This window comes from Paenibacillus sp. FSL R5-0928 (genome assembly GCF_037970385.1).
Lineage (GTDB): Bacteria > Bacillota > Bacilli > Paenibacillales > Paenibacillaceae > Paenibacillus_AQ > Paenibacillus_AQ odorifer.
In genome coordinates this window covers 4,442,183-4,460,060 of sequence record NZ_CP150225.1, presented here as the reverse complement: position 1 = coordinate 4,460,060, position 17,878 = coordinate 4,442,183, and the positions used below count along the sequence as shown (strand labels likewise).

Annotated in this window: 12 protein-coding genes and 1 pseudogene; 12 read left to right on the top strand and 1 reads right to left on the bottom strand. The window is 39.4% G+C overall.

Features of this window, described 5'->3' with window-relative positions; translation table 11 throughout:
* Positions 1 to 232: 232 nt before the first annotated feature.
* Complete coding sequence (locus tag MKZ16_RS20115; protein ID WP_076106406.1) at positions 233 to 1,381, top strand: DUF3626 domain-containing protein; 1,149 nt, start codon at positions 233 to 235, stop codon at positions 1,379 to 1,381.
* 288 nt (positions 1,382 to 1,669) lie between these two features.
* Positions 1,670 to 2,686, top strand: coding sequence for a hypothetical protein (locus MKZ16_RS20110; RefSeq protein WP_339814629.1), 1,017 nt, complete (start codon positions 1,670 to 1,672; stop codon positions 2,684 to 2,686).
* A 172-nt stretch (positions 2,687 to 2,858) separates the two neighbouring features.
* On the opposite strand, the gene MKZ16_RS20105 is transcribed toward MKZ16_RS20110, so the two are convergent.
* Positions 2,859 to 4,355, bottom strand: a complete 1,497-nt coding sequence (locus MKZ16_RS20105) for an alpha/beta hydrolase (RefSeq protein WP_179090035.1) — start codon at positions 4,353 to 4,355, stop codon at positions 2,859 to 2,861.
* Between the two features lie 318 nt (positions 4,356 to 4,673).
* Here MKZ16_RS20105 and MKZ16_RS20100 point away from each other — a divergent pair, with 318 nt between their 5' ends.
* The 10 genes and pseudogenes from MKZ16_RS20100 (at position 4,674) to MKZ16_RS20055 (ending at position 17,877) form a co-directional block, all read left to right on the top strand.
* Positions 4,674 to 4,877 (top strand): hypothetical protein, encoded by a 204-nt coding sequence (locus MKZ16_RS20100; protein WP_143759093.1) that lies wholly within the window; start codon positions 4,674 to 4,676, stop codon positions 4,875 to 4,877.
* Between the two features lie 233 nt (positions 4,878 to 5,110).
* A complete protein-coding gene (locus MKZ16_RS20095; RefSeq protein ID WP_076106402.1) occupies positions 5,111 to 6,469 on the top strand; it encodes a Wadjet anti-phage system protein JetA family protein in 1,359 nt (452 codons plus the stop codon).
* Between the two features lie 24 nt (positions 6,470 to 6,493).
* A complete protein-coding gene (locus tag MKZ16_RS20090) occupies positions 6,494 to 7,111 on the top strand; it encodes a DUF4194 domain-containing protein (protein WP_076106400.1) in 618 nt (205 codons plus the stop codon).
* 13 nt (positions 7,112 to 7,124) lie between these two features.
* Positions 7,125 to 10,466, top strand: a complete 3,342-nt coding sequence (locus MKZ16_RS20085; protein WP_218642601.1) for an SbcC/MukB-like Walker B domain-containing protein — start codon at positions 7,125 to 7,127, stop codon at positions 10,464 to 10,466.
* A complete protein-coding gene (locus MKZ16_RS20080) occupies positions 10,444 to 11,664 on the top strand; it encodes a Wadjet anti-phage system protein JetD domain-containing protein (protein ID WP_076106396.1) in 1,221 nt (406 codons plus the stop codon). The genes MKZ16_RS20085 and MKZ16_RS20080 overlap by 23 nt, the downstream gene beginning before the upstream one ends.
* Before the next feature lie 59 nt (positions 11,665 to 11,723).
* Positions 11,724 to 13,331: a protein kinase gene (locus MKZ16_RS20075; protein WP_081393453.1), complete on the top strand. Its 1,608-nt coding sequence runs from the start codon at positions 11,724 to 11,726 to the stop codon at positions 13,329 to 13,331.
* A gap of 155 nt (positions 13,332 to 13,486) precedes the next feature.
* Positions 13,487 to 13,618, top strand: a pseudogene (locus MKZ16_RS20070) (DUF255 domain-containing protein); the annotation flags it as partial.
* A 229-nt stretch (positions 13,619 to 13,847) separates the two neighbouring features.
* Entirely contained in the window at positions 13,848 to 15,809 is a 1,962-nt protein-coding gene (locus MKZ16_RS20065; protein ID WP_256715533.1) for a glycosyl hydrolase, read from the top strand.
* 125 nt (positions 15,810 to 15,934) lie between these two features.
* On the top strand, positions 15,935 to 16,423 hold the full coding sequence (locus MKZ16_RS20060) for a cellulose binding domain-containing protein (RefSeq protein ID WP_256715532.1): 489 nt from the start codon (positions 15,935 to 15,937) through the stop codon (positions 16,421 to 16,423).
* 404 nt (positions 16,424 to 16,827) lie between these two features.
* Positions 16,828 to 17,877, top strand: coding sequence for an iron-siderophore ABC transporter substrate-binding protein (locus MKZ16_RS20055; RefSeq protein WP_076106392.1), 1,050 nt, complete (start codon positions 16,828 to 16,830; stop codon positions 17,875 to 17,877).
* Position 17,878 lies beyond the last annotated feature (1 nt).

Sequence of the window (17,878 nt, the reverse complement as noted above, 5' to 3'; positions counted from 1 at the left end):
GCAAATCGAGTTGATTACTCCTGCGAAAAAGGAAGATTACGCATAACGCGCATACGATGTTCAAGCCATCACCATTCGATCTTGAATTTATATCATTCCAGATCCACGTAAAGTTATCGGAATCCGCGGTTGCAAGGATATGAAGTTTCAAGTGAAGAAGCGTTTGATACAGTGAGAGGAGAACTCAAGTCTCTTTTCTTATGGACTGGGTCTAGAAAGGAGTGAATAAGCAATGGAGTGGAAAGGCGATGCAAATGCCAATAAAATAAGAGAGTCTCAGTTCACTGAGGAACTATCGGAGTCACAATTATCGGCTTTAGAATATGTTACGAATTACGCGCGAACTCGAAAAAGTGAAGCAGTTCAGACTATCCATGAAATTCTTCAAATGTCTAATGTGGATCGGGAAGAGTTTGAAGATGCTGTGGTCAAAATAAAGTCACAGGCGAAGATTGCTCTACATTTCCATCCAGATCGACTAGATCCGGTAAAGAAAAGTGTTGCAGAGGCGCTATTGGAGCAAGGCGTGTACAAGAGCCAATTTGAGACCTTGTTATCCAGTGGTAGTGTATCAGCCTATTCTGGTGGTCCACGTGATTTGTGGGAGGAAAGACTATTTGGAGGGGCATACCAACAAGAGGGTGCTTCGAATAGCGAACGCCCTAAATATGGCGCTCTTGATTTGATGCTTCATTCGGATGGGCCAGCTCCGCGCTTTGGCTCCTGCTATTTCCTCCTGTCCCCTGAGGTTTCTTATCGCAGTACATACACCTATATGGATTCGCATCAAAACCCTGTACAGAAAGGGACATATGCAGAATTTGATGATATGATGGCGGCATTACTAGAGGAGATTTTCTTAAGAGATTCCGCTCTAGGGGAAAAAGATCTTCAATCACAAAAATTAGTCGACCATCTTCGGGTCAACCTCACAATGCCGTTTACAGACCCTTCAAAGTGTGAAGCTAAACGTAATCTTAACCACTATATTGAAGCGCAAGTTCATGGAAACATCCGTCTAAAGGAAGATGTGGAAATCTTAGTTGCCGATCCTTCATTCAAGGGTACTCCAACAGGGCAAGTCCTGGAGCAAATATGTTTACAGTATGCCATCCAACTCTATTGGCACATGGGATTCGCGATGTGGGTAGACGAAGTGCCTTCAGATTTTAGAGGGCCTACGATGCCCTCCTTGGCTAAGCGTATTGCTCATCACGGTTATATTGATGCGAGCATGATTGGATCTGCTGCTATGCACTTAAAGCATGATCCTTCAGCATGGCGGGACCGAGGAACCGAAAAAGAAGTACTTCAAGAATTAAAACTCTTATGGCATGTTTTGGTACGGTACGGAAAGCCGCTCCGAAACTTTAAGTTGTAAGAAGAGTTGGTACGCTTGAAGTGAGGGGGATTTAGGTAAAAGAAACAAAAAAAACTAATTTCTCTCCGTATGGGGTATTCGACTTGTCATTGATGGGATGTTCGTGTGAATCAATTATTTTAGAAACTTCTGCCGATGGTACTGGCGGGAGTTTTTTGTTTGAAAGTATATGATTTTAGTAATCGTTATATTCTTCCATTTAATAGTATAATAGAACTATAGTTCATCAAGCCGTTTAGCCGAATTACATTTGAATATTGAGATGAAGCTGGGAATTTCATGAAGTTCGTGAATACAAAGTTAGGCGAAAGTGCTGAAATCGTAGAAGGAGTGATAATTCCCATGAAGCGTGAAATTGAAATAAACAAAAAAATAAACAGAATGAGAAATGACACATTATTTTCAGAATGTATTCATAAAGACGAACATTGTGAAGAAATAAGTGATGCACACTCAATACAGAATAATGGTATTCTTAACAAATTGGCAAGGAATGGAATGGTGATGGCGGTCGATTTCTCTAAAATAAATTTAGGTAAGGGTAAGTTTAAGTTGCGTGAAATAGGAAGAAAGAAGGCATCAACCTTTACTGGATTTTGTAATCATCATGATTCGAAGATTTTTAATCCCATAGAGCAATTCAATTACGAACCGATGAATATTAAACATAATTTTCTTTTTGCATATAGAGCATTTGCACTTGGATACTATGAAAGATTCAGTTCTTATCAATTAATTGAAGCTAGATTAAATGATGACCCAAGTAAATTTCAAACCAGATTAGGTGAAAGGTATAATTTATATAATAATCATTTGAAATACATTGATAAATTAAAAACAATGATGAATACTAATTTAGATAACGAAAGATTTGATCGAATAACAACGGATTTAATTAGTTGGCCTGAAGAGTACGGAATTGCGTCTACTTCAATGTTCTTTATTAGTAAAGATAATGAAGGGAACACGGTGAATCAGCTTGACTATCGATTATCACCTTTCTTTTTTACTGTATTTCCTCAGGCGGGAAGTACATTTGTTTTAATGAGCTATTTGACTAAAGATAAATTAATGTATCGGTTTATCAAAGATCAAGTATTATCTCTTTCAGTAGACCAACAAAAGATCGCAGTATCAAATATTATTGCAATGTATATCGAGAATGTTTTTATTTCTCCTGACTTCTGGGACAACCTTCCAAATGACACTAAAGAAAAATACTATGAAATCGCTAACAAGATAATGGGAAGTAGTAAACCCAATAAGTTAATAGCGTTTAAAGATTTCAATTTATTTTTAGGTTAATCGAAGAAGCCAGCACCAGCACCATCACCAACACCGCATTCATGCTACGGGCATGCGCCCTCGATTTATGGAAAGTGAATTGTATCTTTTACATAATTTACTCCCACAGCTAATGGAGTGGGAGTTTTACTATCCTTCTATTGATATTTTATTGCTTTAATTACTTCATTTGTTACAAGTGCTCCAATCGACTATACCTCAAATACAAATCCCCAATTTGCTTCAACATCTCTTCATTATCCGGTTGAAAATGAACTGCCCATTTCATATATTCAATGGCCTTACTTAATTCCTCTGACTCCAAGCAGACCTCAGACATGAACTGACTAAGCGTAAAAAATTTTTCTTCCCATTTATCACTTTCTCTCAATATCCAATTATCGGATAATATTCTAAATGAGTTCTTATTTAGTTGCTCAAATATTTGTGAGCAAAGGTGTTGCTTATGTATGGAATCCCGTTCAATCCAAGCCTCATTCAGTACTTTAAGCAATGTGGTTAAGTCACATTCAATATTCCCACTCAAGTAGATATATTCCTTATCCAACCTAAGAAAATGGTATTCATCATTCTTAATGAGCTTTCGGAGATGCGTTAAGTACATCCGTAAATTATGTCGTGCTTTTCCTGCTGTGACCTCACCCCATAGATCATCACATAGTTGTTCTCTTGTTACTGAGGGGTTCATGACCAAATAGTTGAGAATTTGCTTGGCGTAGCGCTGATTCCAGCCTTCAACAATTTGCTCCCCATTAACGAATACTTGGAAATGATTCAATAAATCGACTCTTAATATGTTCTCAGATGTAACTTGATTTTGTTCATCCAACCTTTCAAATAGTTCACTATGGAGTGCTTGAAGAAACGCATCTTCACTTTTGGGAGATGCATTGCCATTCTGAAAAAAGTGGTGAATCTGCTTGTAGGTTTCTTCAGGCTGGTCATAAAACGTCATATTTGATGAATTGAGAATCGTCATACATTGCGAATTCGGAATATAAGTAGTCTGTAAACCGGATAAATAGGTCGGATAAATGGGGTCAAGATCACCTGAAACGATGACTACAGGTTTGGTATTTCCTTTAAGCTGGACAAAAATTTCATCATGAATGTCTACAAAAGCTTCCCAAAGCTCAAAATTGGTTTCAAGTGAAACCTTATAGAATCCCTTATATAATTTTTGTATCTCAGGACTATTGGAAGCGTAGAGAGTAATGTTTGGAATGATATGATCAGCTAGACCTTGAATTGACTCATTTTGAACTAACGATCTTCGATGCTCTGTGAACTTAGTTGCTGTGCTTTTTGGGAAAAATAATGGAATAGAGTGCAGGCTGCATCCTAAAACCAAATTCGGTTTGAAAATTCCGAGCAGCACGGCACATATGCTTCCTGCTCCATGACCAACAGAAAAAAAAGAAGAAATATTGAGCCGCTCTAGAAGAAAAAGTGTGTCTTCGAATAGCAGTCTCCAAGCTAATTTGTCTGGCCCTTTATCGCTCAACCCATGTCCACGCAAATCATAGCGAAGAATATGATAGTGTTGCTGCAAATAAGGAACAATCAAATCCCAGGAACGTAAACTCATACCCGCTCCGTGGATAATCAGGATAGTGTCTATTTGTTGGTTAAGAGAGTTAGAGTGAAGATATTCATAATAAATGTTCATACCATTTCGATCAATGTAAGGCATATACTGTTTAGTTTCCTCTCATCATCAAATCATAAGATTAATCGTTATTACATCTTATAACAGGTTTAAAGGAAAATACATACAGATTCATGACTATAGGACTATCTTTTAGTGTGGCGATAGCGTAACGCTACTTTTTGTAGAATAAGAATAGCAATTGTCGAAAACTAAAAGCGACCATGCTCAGTAAGCATGATCGTTTTTTTGAACTTAGTTATTGTTTTTTTAATTTGTTGAGTTCATCTTCAACCAATCCTACTAGTTCAGCAGCTTTCATACCCAGCGCGGGAAGAGTTGAAGAATTTACGGAAGGTTGTAGTAGATGAAGGTAATTATCCGACTGTGGAGCAGATATATGAGCGGATAGGTGAGTTTAGGGAGTTGTGGAGCGGTTCAGTTACAAGTGAAGAGAAGAATCGGGCGTTGAAGAAGCTAGTGGAGCGGATTGTGTATGATAGGGAAGGGAATCGGGTGGAGTTGACGGTTTGTTATAGATAGATAATCAATGAAGCATTTAAAGAAAACAACGAGCCTCTGGAAAAATTTCTGGAGGTTTTTATATGGAGAAATTTAGTTCTTTTGGAAGGGGAAATGAGAACTATGTCGAATGTTTTTAAGTGAAGAGTCTTACTCGTTATGTTTTTTTAAGATCAATCTTTTTCGGCTTATCACTGACATTGTGAAAATGAAAAGATGCCTATATACAAAAATGTCTAGCAAAAGAGGTAACCATGAAATTACTGAAAGAAATACCGGATATTTTTTGGAGTTTATTCCGATCGAAAAATCGAGTTGTCTATATAGAGGCCTTGCTGAGGATTAATGAGGAGTACCAGTTCAGCAATTATTTTCTGAGTAAGGATATTTGTATTCAGATTTTGAGTGATTATTTTTCTCAGAAGAAGATCTCCATATATGAAGACGAAGCGGAGGCGGTTCTGGATTCGTTGGAGCCACCAGCGACTAGAATCTTGAACTGGTTGCTTCAAACGCAGTGGTTGCGAAAAGTTGATGACTACAGCTCGATGACTATAAATATTGTTATCCCGGATTACGCGGCGATATTTGTAGATGCCTTTGTGCAGTTATCCAGCGACGAAGACGATGCCACTCAAGTATATATTCAGAATATCTATGCCATACTATTTTCCTTTAAAAATGACGCAAGAGCCAATGTAAGTTTGTTGAACACAGCACTGATTAATACAAGAAAATTAAATAAGACTCTGCAGGATATGCTTCATAACATGGATAAATTTTTTTCCAGTTTATTGGAACAAAAATTTTATGGGGAGCTGTTAAAAGAACATCTGGAAGGTTATGTAGAAGAGATCGTAAAGAAAAAGTACCATATTTTAAAGACCTCGGATAATTTTTATCTCTACAAAACAGATATCAAAAAATGGTTGGGCGATATGCGGGAAGATATTGAATGGATCATTCAAGTATGTCGACGCAATGCAAATACCATGGATGAAGGGGACATCATTGAGATCCTGGACTTAATTGAGCGAGGCTTTGACGATATTGAGCACCGAATCGCGAATATGGATAAAGAGCACTCCAAGTATGTGAGGGCTACGGTCACCCGGCTGAATTATCTTTTGAATGAAGAGGATAATGTGAAAGGATTGCTGATGCAGCTCTTAAATCTTCTCTCGGAAGCGGAAAACGCTGATACGAAAATTATACAAATCGGTGAGAGGATGAACCTTTCACAACTCACCGTGATTACGGAAAAGTCTTTATACAAACGGAGGAAACCGAGACGGAATTTCACAGAGCATCTGGAGCCGGACATAGAGGATCAGGAATTATCAAAGGACGAAATACTGAAGCTTAATAAAATAAAGAACCGCTACAGCAAAAAGGAGATTGAAGTATTTATTTCGGAACGTATGATGGATGGAAAGATGCTAGTGACTGCAGATACGGTTCACTCCGATGAAGAATTTGAAAAACTTGTTCTAGCCTATGACTATTCTACCCGCCGTGACAGCTTATACAATCTTTTGGAACAGGAAGTTGAAGAAATCGATAATGGAAAATATAAATATCCCAAGTTAGTTTTTGTGCGAAAACAGAAGTAATAAAAGCTACAATAAGGAGAATCCATGATACCCTATTATGACAGCTTAAAAGAAGAAGAACAGATGGAAGTCACACAGTCGATTCAGCTTTTATACAAGCAAACCTTTCTTTTGGAACGAAAATACGAGAGAAAATCAGAGCGTCTTCAATATAATAAGGAGTTTCGGGTTTGCGATAAGCATTTGGAATTTATACGCTCATATTTTGCAGTCGGTGGGATTGCGGTAATAGAAAACAGCCAAATGGGAGTAATCTATATACAGGGAGAAAATTTACTAGGGGAGAAACTCCCGAAAATGGCTACTCTGTACTTGTTAGCTCTAAAGTTAATTTACGATGAGCAAATGGAGTCTGTTTCCACCAGCATTAACATTTATTCGACCTTAAGCGATATTCATGAGAAACTTGCCAACTACCGTCTGTTAAAAAAACAGCCTGCGCCGACTGAGGTAAAGAAAACTATTACACTGTTAAAGAAGTATCAGATCATAGAACATTTGGACACACTGGAGGAATTTGGTGGAACTAGTCGGATGATCATCTATCCCTGCATTAATGTAGTACTCTTAGGCGATGATGTAAGAGCATTGCTAGAATCGTTTAGCGAAGGAGAAGAAGATGACGACCAATCAGAGATTTGAAGCATTGTCCAGAATGTGCCTGAACAACTGGCATTACATAAATCGAAAGACGTTATCATTTCATGAAGAGATCAACTTCTTTACAGGTCATTCCGGTAGCGGTAAATCTACTGTCATTGATGCTATGCAGATCGTACTCTATGCGAATACGGATGGCAGAGGTTTTTTTAACAAAGCCGCCGCTGATGACTCGGATCGAAGTTTGTTGGAATATTTAAGAGGCATGATCAATATTGGAGAAAATAATGAGTTTTCTTTTTTGCGTAACCACAATTTTTCAAGTACGATCGTGTTAGAGCTAAAGCGAACGGATACGGCGGAATGTCAGTGCATCGGCGTGGTCTTTGATGTAGAGATTGCAACAAATGAAATATCCCGAATGTTTTTCTGGCATAAAGGTCCACTTTTGGAAAATGAATACCGCACAGTTAATCGAAGCATGTCTACAGAAGAAGTAAAAGAATATTTACAGAGCCATTACGCAAAAGAAGATTGTTATTATGGTTCTCACAACGAACGTTTTCGCAAGCAATTGTATGATATTTATTTAGGAGGATTAGATTCCGAGAAATTTCCACAGCTATTTAAGCGTGCTATTCCCTTTCGCATGAACATTAAGCTGGAGGAGTTTGTGAAGGAATATATTTGTATGGAACAAGATATTCATATTGAAGACATGCAGGAAAGTGTCATGCAGTATGGGCGGATGCGAAAGAAGATTGAGGATACATACATCGAGATTGAAAAACTTAAAGAAATTCGTGGCCGGTTTGAAGAACTTGTAGTAGCGAGAAATGAAAAACAGAAATTTCAATACTTCGTAAATAAGATGGATATTTTTCAAAATGAAGTCAAAATAAAGGAACTTTTAGATAAGATTCAACTGTCAAATGAAGATTTAGAATGGCTGAAGAAGCGGGGGCTTGAGCTAGAGACGAAAATCAATGATTTGACGGAGCAGAGCGATAAATTGTTGAGGCAAATTGCGTCAAGTGGATATGACGATTTAAAAAATCAATTAATCAGCTTGAATATGCTGATAGAGCGTTTGGTCAAGAGTAAGGTGAGTTGGGAACAAACAGCAAATCATCTTAAAGTGTGGATCGGTCAAGATGTTGTAACAAATCAGATCCATCATGATATTGAGAAGTTTATTAACTGTGGTATCTCGAAGGATGAATTGAACCGACTGCGTAAAGATTTGGCTGCAGTGCAAAATGATATTAAAAACCAGCAGCAAGAGGCTATGGCAGTCATACGCGATTTGAGGAAGAATGAACAGCAGCTTAAAGAAGAATTGGATCAACTGAAATCGGGGAACAAAGCTTATCCGAAAGAGTTAGAGATGGCTCGCTTATATATTCAGAGACGCTTATCGGAGGAACACGGAGAATATGTTCAGGTAGAAATTCTTGCAGATTTGCTAGATATCAGGGATGACAAGTGGAGAAATGCGGTAGAAGGTTACATGGCAAACAATAAGCTCGCCCTTATTGTAGAACCGAAATACGCCCGAGATGCTTTGAGGATTTATGGAGGCATGGATAAGGAAAAGTATCATCGGATAGCTATACTGGATACCGAAAAAGTGGGACAGAATTCTCACAAAGTATTACAGAATGCATTGGCCGAAGAAGTAACAGTTGAGCGTTCTTTCATTCAGCCATATATTCACTTTCTCTTAGGAAAGGTGATGAAATGTAAGGATATTGATGAACTGCGGAATTGCAAAATTGGTATTACAACAGATTGTGTGCTTTATCATAGTTACCGCATGCAGCACATAAATCCAGATCATTACACACGGTTTGCTTACATCGGAAAGAATAGTCTGCGTCAGAGAATACAATTGCTGGAGAACAATTTGGAAACAATCCAGATCCAACTAAAACCGCAAGAAACCATCATAAAAGAATGTAAAGAGATCCAATCATTCGAAAGTCTCATTTATGATGCTAGAGTCTATCTCGATTGGCAACAAGATATTGTTGACTGTAAGGAAAAAGAGCGAGAACAGCAAGAGCTAAGAACAAAGCTAGAAATCTTAAAGGTTGAAAGTGTAGATGCTTGGGAGAAAGAACGGCAGACGGTACAGCAAGATATAAAAAGGAAAACAGATGAACTTCGTCAAAATTACATTACAACCTCAGATCGAAAAAAAGACTTAGTGCAAAAACAACATGAGTCTATTGTATTAAATGAAGAGTTAAGTGAGAAGAAAAGTGTTTTTGAAGAGCTAAAAAGTCTGGAAGAAGAATTAAAACTCTTTTTGGAGGAACACTCTGACACTAGGTACGAAAAATTGAAAGATTATTTTACAGGTAAGCTTAATACATCTGAAAAGAAGAGGGAAGAAGCTTATGAAATTTTAATTAATACTAGATCCAGCTACTTGCACAGCTATCCGAACCGAAATTATTCGCTGACTGGTGAGGAAGACAATAATCAGTATGGTGAGTTGCTTCAAATTATGGAATGCGACAGACTGGAGGAATATCGCAGAATCGCTGATGAACAGGCGCGCTCTGCGGTAGAACATTTTAAGGACGACTTCATATTCAAGATTAGGAGCGCAATTAGAGAGGCGCTGCAACGAAAGGATGAACTGAATCGGATAATCAGCAGACTGGATTTTGGCAAGGACAAATACAAATTTGTAATTGAAAAAAATAAAGGGATCGATGGGCAATATTATAATATGTTTATGGATGAATCTCTGGAAGTCAATCCCACGTATCTGGTGGGTTCAATGGATAAACAAATGGATCTTTTTGCCATGAAGCATGAAAATGACTATAGGGATTTAATTAATGATTTAATCAGCATTTTTATTCCGCCGGATAACGCAACAAGAGAGCAGTTAGAAGAAGCCAAACGCAATATGGCCAAATATGCAGATTACCGGACATACTTATCATTTGATATGCAGCAGTTGATTGAAAATGAAGAGGAAACTATTAAAATCGGCTTGAGCAAAATGATAAAGAAAAACTCGGGTGGTGAGGGTCAGAACCCACTATATGTGGCGCTTCTTGCCAGTTTTGCTCAGGCATATCGGATCAATCTTTCACCTAGAATTCAAAGAAATCCTACTATCCGGTTGGTTGTATTGGATGAAGCTTTTTCTAAAATGGATGCTGAAAAAGTGGCAAGTTGTATTGCACTGATTCGGGGATTGGGCTTTCAGGCGTTAATTAGCGCTACCAACGATAAGATTCAGAATTACTTGGAAAATGTAAATAAAATTTTCGTGTATGCTAACCCTAACAAAAAGTCAATTTCCATCCAGGAGTTTGAAAAGAGTGATTTTGATCAGCTCGTGAGGGAGTTAGATGAGAGCTATGATTCTGATTGAGAAAATAATTGGAAAATATGAAAAGAGTGCGCAGGATTGGAAGGGAGAAAGCGTAGGGAATCGTAGTCTGCGCATTCAACAAAAGGATTATGATGAGGTAGGCAAAAGCAGGCTGCTTCAGGAAGCTGGAGAACTTGAAGCGCAAGGATTGCTGCGAGTCAAATGGTTCAATAACAAAACAGATATCGAAAAAATTATTTTCTCGCTGGAGGACATACCCAACCTATATCAGATGCTTGGGAAAACTTCAAAAGCTGAGAGTTTAAAACAAACGAGCGAATTCGTAAACAAGCAGATGAAAGGCGCGAAGAAGCACTGGATTCGAGCTTGTTATGAAGAAATATTGCGACAATTGGAAAACGGGATTATACCAAAGAATTTGCTGCTGGTTTCTGAAACCGGACATGAGAACTCTAAAGAAATTGTAGTAGGTGAGGCGGATTTTAATTTATTCTGTATTTGTCTAAATGCCTTAGATGTATTGCAAGAGCCAATCTATAAGAGAATATTTAGTAAATATCACTTAGGGAATTCTAAGACATTTGAAAAGATTTTACAATCCAGAATCATTTCACAGGCCAGAAAATATCATCCTGATGTAGATGATAATATGAGCGAGTCTGAAGTGTTGTCACAGCTTTATATTGAAGAATACTCACAGGAACTGGCTGTAAAAGGAGAATTGATCTTAGAGGTCAGTGGAGAGAGGATTGATTTATCTAAATTTATTTATGGGACTGTTCTCAACAGTGAAATGTTAAAATATGCACAAATTGCGACGCAACAAAAAATCCGTAAAATCATAACAGTAGAAAACAAGGCCAATTACATTTCTATGAAATATGAGCCGGGTACTTTAATTATCTTTTCCCATGGATACTTTTCTCCTAAGGAACGGGATTTCTTGAAAGAGTTAGGGCGAATGTTAGGTAAGGAGGTTGCTTATTTTCATACCGGTGATTTAGACTATGGCGGCGTTAAAATTTTTCAGTATATTCGAATTCATATCTTTCCTCAACTACATCCTTTTTTAATGGACGTAGCCCAATACGAAACATATGAAACTATGGGTGAAAAAATGGATGACTCTACATGGCTGAAAATAAGTAAATTGAAGGAACCTATGCTACAGCCTTTAATAGATATGATTGTAAAAAAAAAGATTGTTATTGAACAGGAGAGCTTTTTATACCAATAAGGCTGTTAATTTTGATTGGCAATACAATCAATACGATGCATTCGGAGTGAGAAAAATTAATGGATAATTTAATAGTTTTAGAAGCTGCTGAACGATTGAAATTTGGACTACTCGCGAAGGCAACAGATGGTGAATATCTGGATGAAAGTTATAAGAAGGACATGAAAGTTTTATCATCAGATAATCGCGTTTCTAAGATGCTGCCTTCTTTTGTGCGAATGAGTCGTTCTACTGCTGATTTCAGAAGAGCTATGCAAGCAAAATTCAAAGGTTATGCAGAACGTAGACAGTTTATCAATCAAGAACTAGAACCAATTTTCGAGTATCTAGAAAGTGTTTCTAATGGTACAGACAATTTTTTAACGAATATTGATGCATATCAATTAGGAGAACGAATTGGTTATGGAGGATTTGGAACTGTCTATAAGTATCATCATGATTTATTAGATATGGATTTTGCAATCAAGATTTTCGAACCTGTTTTTGTGTCCAATGATGAGAATTTGGAAGGAGAAAAAAGATTTTTTAGAGAAGCAAAAATGTTATTTCGACTTAATAGTGATTTCATTGTTCAAGTGTATGATATAGGAAGGATAGATGGTAAGCCATTTATTAAGATGGAGTATTTGCTTGGCACTACACTGCAAGAATTCATAGCAGAAAAAGGCCCTGTTTCTTTTGAACGCTCTATAAAACCTATTACTGCTATATTAAATGGTTTAAATTATGCCCATAAAATGGGCGTTATACATCGAGACTTAAAACCCAGCAATATCATGGTAACAAAAAATGGAAAATTTAAAATTATAGACTTTGGCATTAGTGCCTTTTTAGAAAAAGAGGATCATACAAAACTTACAAAGACTGGAGAAAGTATAGCTGGAGGTCCATATATAGATCCTGTACTTGTTGATAATCCCGTTTTACGTGATATTCGAAGTGATTTGTATTCGGTTGGGGCAATTTGGTATTTCCTCTTAATGGGGCGCTCTCCTGTGGGTGGTGATGCTCGACAAAATTTGTTAATGTCAGGTAATTCTTCAGAGCTACAGGGTGAAATTATCTTTAAATGTTTATCAAGTGATCCTAAAAAGAGGTATCAGTCTTGTGAGGAGATATTATCGATTTTACATCCCTCAGATACGATAAAGGATTCAAAAAATTCCACTAAAATGACTAACAGAATTACCGAAATAACGAGGGAAGCTATTTTTGATTATTTATCAGATCTATATAACAATGAGTGTAATGATTATATATATTCACAGTCCGCTGGATATCAACAACCAGAGCGTGTTTTTTATTATTATGGAAGGAGAGACTGCGTTAAATTCCTCAATCGACTGTATGATCTGAAAAATTTGCCTTCTGAAGATTCTCGTTTGAAAACTTTTGAAGAAGAAATTCAACGTCATACTGTCGCAAACGATGATTATGAGTATTTTTGGATTTTTGAAGATTCCAGATTGGGTTTACAAACCGGTAATGATGAGACATTGATGAAATTTTTATGCGAAATGTTCCATCCATTAGTGCGATCAGAGAAAAGTGATTGGCAAAGTGTTAGAGAGAGCATTAACGATCTGATAAAATTGGATGGTTATGAAATATATGAAAATGAAAAAATATCTGGTCGCTCTATTTATTCTTATCGATATTGCGTATAAACAAGTCCGCATGGATCTGTAGGAATACTAAAATCCACTTTTGTATATCCCTGCGACTTCCTCTTCCAATTTGGATGAACTAAAACTAAGCTCACTTTCCCAAAATCCTCAGCAAAGAGGCGATGCCTCATGACAACTCAAAAAGTATCCAATAGATTAACCAAGAGAAGTCTCCGTATTTGCTGCAATACGTGCATAATCCAGTCGACTGGTTCCCTTGGTCCGAAGAAGTTTTCGAAATCGCCAAGCGCGACAACAAGCCCATCTTCCTTTCTATTGGGTATAGCAAGTTATTGATTCTCACGTACCTGTCATTGATGGGATGTTCGCGTGAATCAATGTTATTTAACTCCTCCTAATAAATATTGGTGGGAGTTTTTTTGCATGTGGAAATCTTCTCGATTTGGTAGATTTACAAAATATGGAATATATGCTATCTTATCTATGAAAGCGCATCCAAGAGATGGTATATTGAACTTTTATTTACCATATTTAACATAGGGAGGAAAGGTGGAAATGAAAAATTTGCTCAAGAAGGCAATCACAATGATGCTGGCATTTACTCTGCTACTTGGATTGATGACAGCGCCGCCCGTTCATGCAGACAACGCACTTTTCACAATTGAAAGCGAAAACGCTCAGCTCACCTCCGATCTTCAAGTGACGACCCAAATTTACGGACAGCCCAAACCCGGATACTCTGGAAGCGGATTTGTCTGGATGCAGAATTCCGGTACAATTTCCTTCACAGTGACTGTCCCAGAAACCGGCATGTATACGATCTCCACACGTTATATGCAGGAGCTCAGTGCTGACGGCAGGCTTCAATCTTTAGCCGTTAACGGCGTTACGAAGGGGTCGTATATGCTGCCCTATACGACCACATGGTCGAATTTCGATTTTGGCTATCACAAGCTGAATCAAGGCAGCAACACTATTCAACTGAAGGCTGGCTGGGGTTTCGCTTATTTTGATACCTTCACTGTGGATTATGCCGATCTTGATCCCCTGGATGTGCAACCTGTCCTCAGCGATACTCAAGCGACTCCGGAAACTCAGCTTCTGATGAATTATTTAACGGAGGTTTACGGCAATCATATGATCTCCGGCCAGCAGGAGATTTACGGAGGCGGAAATGACGGCAATTCCGAGCTGGAGTTTGATTGGATTCACAATTTAACGGGAAAGTATCCGGCGATCCGCGGATTTGATCTGATGAACTACAATCCGCTTTACGGCTGGGAGGATGGTACGACCGCCCGGATGATCGATTGGGTGAATAACCGGGGCGGGATCGCGACAAACAGCTGGCATATCACTGTACCCCGAGATTTCACCGCCTATCAGCTCGGGGAATTTGTAGATTGGAAGAAAGCCACCTACAAGCCGACAGAAACCAATTTTAATACAGCTAATGCGGTAGTTCCAGGTACGAAAGAATACCAATATGTACAACTGGCCATTGGGGATTTGGCGGAGCAACTGCAGATTCTGCAAAATAACAATGTGCCGGTTATCTTCAGACCCTTCCATGAGGCGGAGGGCAACGGCGGATTGAATGGAGAAGGTGCATGGTTCTGGTGGGCTTCGGCAGGCTCGGAGGTATACAAGCAGTTGTGGGATCTGCTCTATACTGAACTTACAGAAACGTACGGTCTGCACAATTTGATCTGGACCTACAACAGCTATGTCTACAGCACTTCTCCCGCATGGTATCCCGGCGATGATCAGGTGGATATTGTAGGCTATGATAAATACAACACGATCTATAACCGCTATGACGGTTTGTCTGGTGTTCCCAATGAGGACGCGATTACCTCGATTTTCTATCAGCTTGTTGATTTAACCGGCGGTAAGAAAATGGTAGCCATGACGGAGAACGACACCGTTCCAAGCGTTCAGAATCTGACAGAGGAAAAATCGGGCTGGCTCTATTTCTTACCGTGGTATGGTGAGCATCTCATGAGTTCCGCCTTTAATTATCCGGCCACCTTAACAACGCTGTACCAAAGCAATTATGTAATCACGCTCGATGAGCTGCCTGATTTGAAGGTTAACAATCCAATTCCAAGTGCGTCTATCACACCTGCGAACGTCGAATTTGATAAAAATGCCTCCAATGAGAATGACAAAGCCATCACCGTGAATTCAAACGGCAATACGTTAACCGCTCTCCGGGCAGGCGCAAATACATTAATAGAGACTCAGGATTATACCTTGAGTGGAAATACGCTGCTGCTCAAAAAAGCATTTCTGGCGACACTGCCGGTTGGCGAGCATTCGATCATCTTTGATTTTAATAAAGGACAAGATCCCGTGTTAAAAGTGAAAATTGTCGATTCCACGCCAAGCGCATCCATTGCGCCCGTGAGCGCTGCATTTGATAAAGCGGCGAATCTAACCCAGGATATTTCCGTAGTCCTTACCTTAAATGGACATCAGCTTGCAAGTATCACAAATGGAAATTCCACACTTTAGCGAGTCAGGATTATACGGCATCAAGCGCTGCTGTTGTTCTGAAAAAATCCTATCTTTCCACGCTTCCGCTGGGACAGAATACCCTAACCTTTCATTTTAATGGAGGAAATAATGCTGTTCTTACAGTGAACGTAACGGATAGCAGTGTTCCAGTACCCACTGGAGATTTGACGGTCCAAGCTTTTAATGGCAACACAAGTGCCTCCACTAACGGGATTTCACCCAAAATCAAAGTAGTCAATACCGGTGATTCAGCGATTCAACTAAGTGATGTGAAGGTCCGGTATTACTATACGATTGATGGCGAGAAAGATCAGAGTTTCTGGATCGACTGGGCCAGCATCGGAAATGCGAATGTAACCGGCAATTTCATTAAGCTGGCGACTCCTGTTGCCAGTGCCGATTATGTTTTGGAAATTGGTTTCACGAGTTCGGCTGGAACACTTAATCCAGGTCAGAGCGCAGAAATTCAAACCCGTTTCTCCAAAACCGACTGGTCCAATTTCAACCAGGTTAATGATTATTCGTTCAAGGCATCCAGCAGTCAGTTCATCAACAATGAACAGGTCACCGGGTATATGAATGGTCAGCTTGTGTGGGGGATTGAGCCATAAGCTTTTAATGAAAAAAGGTATCTTTGTGTAAAACAAAGATGCTTTTTTTCATTTTGGGAAGAAGCAGGGAGTGCAATGGGAGAACCATTTCTGAAGTAGCCAGATTGCTCGATGATCAGTTTCTGGAGAAGGAAAAGCTTGAATTGAGCGAGATTACCATCGACTGTGTTGGCTATTTTCAGAAAAGGAGCAAAGGAATTTTTGTTAAAATTAGGGATTTAGCTGCTTGTGTGGAATTTTTGTAGTCAGTTGCGGTTCTCCTGAGTCGTTCCTATGGTGTGCGATGTCGCATTAATCCGGCTGCAATGTCGCAAAAGTACATGGAAATAGAGTATGAAAATAGATTATACTCGCTTTATTGATCTGATAATGAAAATCATTATCATACATAAGGGGGAGTCAGCATGAAAAGAACAAAGAAGAGGCAAGCAACCGGTAGAAAGGTAGATGCTGCCCAAAAAGCAGGACTATTAATGATATGGATGATGGCACTGGTACTTGTGCTAACGGCTTGCGGTACTGGAGGTGGAGCAAATGCGGGCACTGCCGCACTGCCATCTGCTTCAACCGAGCCGTCACCTACATCTGAGACACAGGCTCAGACTACAGCCTTCCCGGTTACCATCTCGCATATGAAGGGTGAATATACGCTGACTGAGAAGCCGAAGGTCATCGCCGCGCTTGATGTGAAATTCGTCGATCAATTGTTAGCGATAGGCGAGCATCCGGCAGGCAGCGTTGTGGCTGGAGCGAAAGATGCAAAGTTTCCAGAATATTTAAGTGAACAATTGGGTGATGTGAAGGTCCTGGGCACACGCGATGAGCCCAATCTTGAAGCTATTGTAGCGATGAATCCGGATCTTATATTGATGACCGATTTTCAGGAGCAGGTGTATGACAGCGTCAGTAAAATTGCGCCCACAATAGTACTCGACTTCTATGAAGATTGGCGGGATACATCGGCTATCATCGGTATGATAACGGGCAAGCAGGCGGAGGCGAAGGTAGTGCGTCAAGCCTACGAGGACAAAATCGTCGGACTGCGGGAGCAGCTGTCGGCGAAGCTGGGCGACGAAACGGTAGCTCTGATTCGCCCAAGACCGGAAGGTATTCGCGTACACGGTCCCGAACATCGGACCGGAAGCATTCTTTATGAGGATTTGGGATTGAATATCCCTGCATTCGTTCAGGAGATCAAAGATGATACCTCCGTTGAAATTTCGATGGAGACCATCGCTGATATTGGAGCAGATCACTATTTCCTGTTATCGGATGAATTGTTTGCCAAAGAGGCAGAGGCAATGGCGAACAGTCCGGTCTGGAAATCTCATGATGCCGTTAAAAATAACCGCGTATACAATGTGAATTCAACGCTCTGGATCGCTTATTATGGGCCAATTGCCCTCAATATTATTGTAGATCAAACCGCGGAAGCGCTGTTGGGATCTCATTAAA

What these genes read in the sequence shown, in the direction of transcription:
- MKZ16_RS20090 (WP_076106400.1), top strand. Translation starts at nt 6,494, where the DNA reads ATGATACCCTATTATGACAGCTTAAAAGAAGAAGAACAGATGGAAGTC.
- MKZ16_RS20115 (WP_076106406.1), top strand. Translation starts at nt 233, where the DNA reads ATGGAGTGGAAAGGCGATGCAAATGCCAATAAAATAAGAGAGTCTCAG.
- MKZ16_RS20095 (WP_076106402.1), top strand. Translation starts at nt 5,111, where the DNA reads ATGAAATTACTGAAAGAAATACCGGATATTTTTTGGAGTTTATTCCGA.
- MKZ16_RS20055 (WP_076106392.1), top strand. Translation starts at nt 16,828, where the DNA reads ATGAAAAGAACAAAGAAGAGGCAAGCAACCGGTAGAAAGGTAGATGCT.
- MKZ16_RS20065 (WP_256715533.1), top strand. Translation starts at nt 13,848, where the DNA reads ATGAAAAATTTGCTCAAGAAGGCAATCACAATGATGCTGGCATTTACT.
- MKZ16_RS20105 (WP_179090035.1), bottom strand. Translation starts at nt 4,355, where the DNA reads ATGAACATTTATTATGAATATCTTCACTCTAACTCTCTTAACCAACAA.
- MKZ16_RS20075 (WP_081393453.1), top strand. Translation starts at nt 11,724, where the DNA reads ATGGATAATTTAATAGTTTTAGAAGCTGCTGAACGATTGAAATTTGGA.
- MKZ16_RS20080 (WP_076106396.1), top strand. Translation starts at nt 10,444, where the DNA reads ATGAGAGCTATGATTCTGATTGAGAAAATAATTGGAAAATATGAAAAG.
- MKZ16_RS20085 (WP_218642601.1), top strand. Translation starts at nt 7,125, where the DNA reads ATGTGCCTGAACAACTGGCATTACATAAATCGAAAGACGTTATCATTT.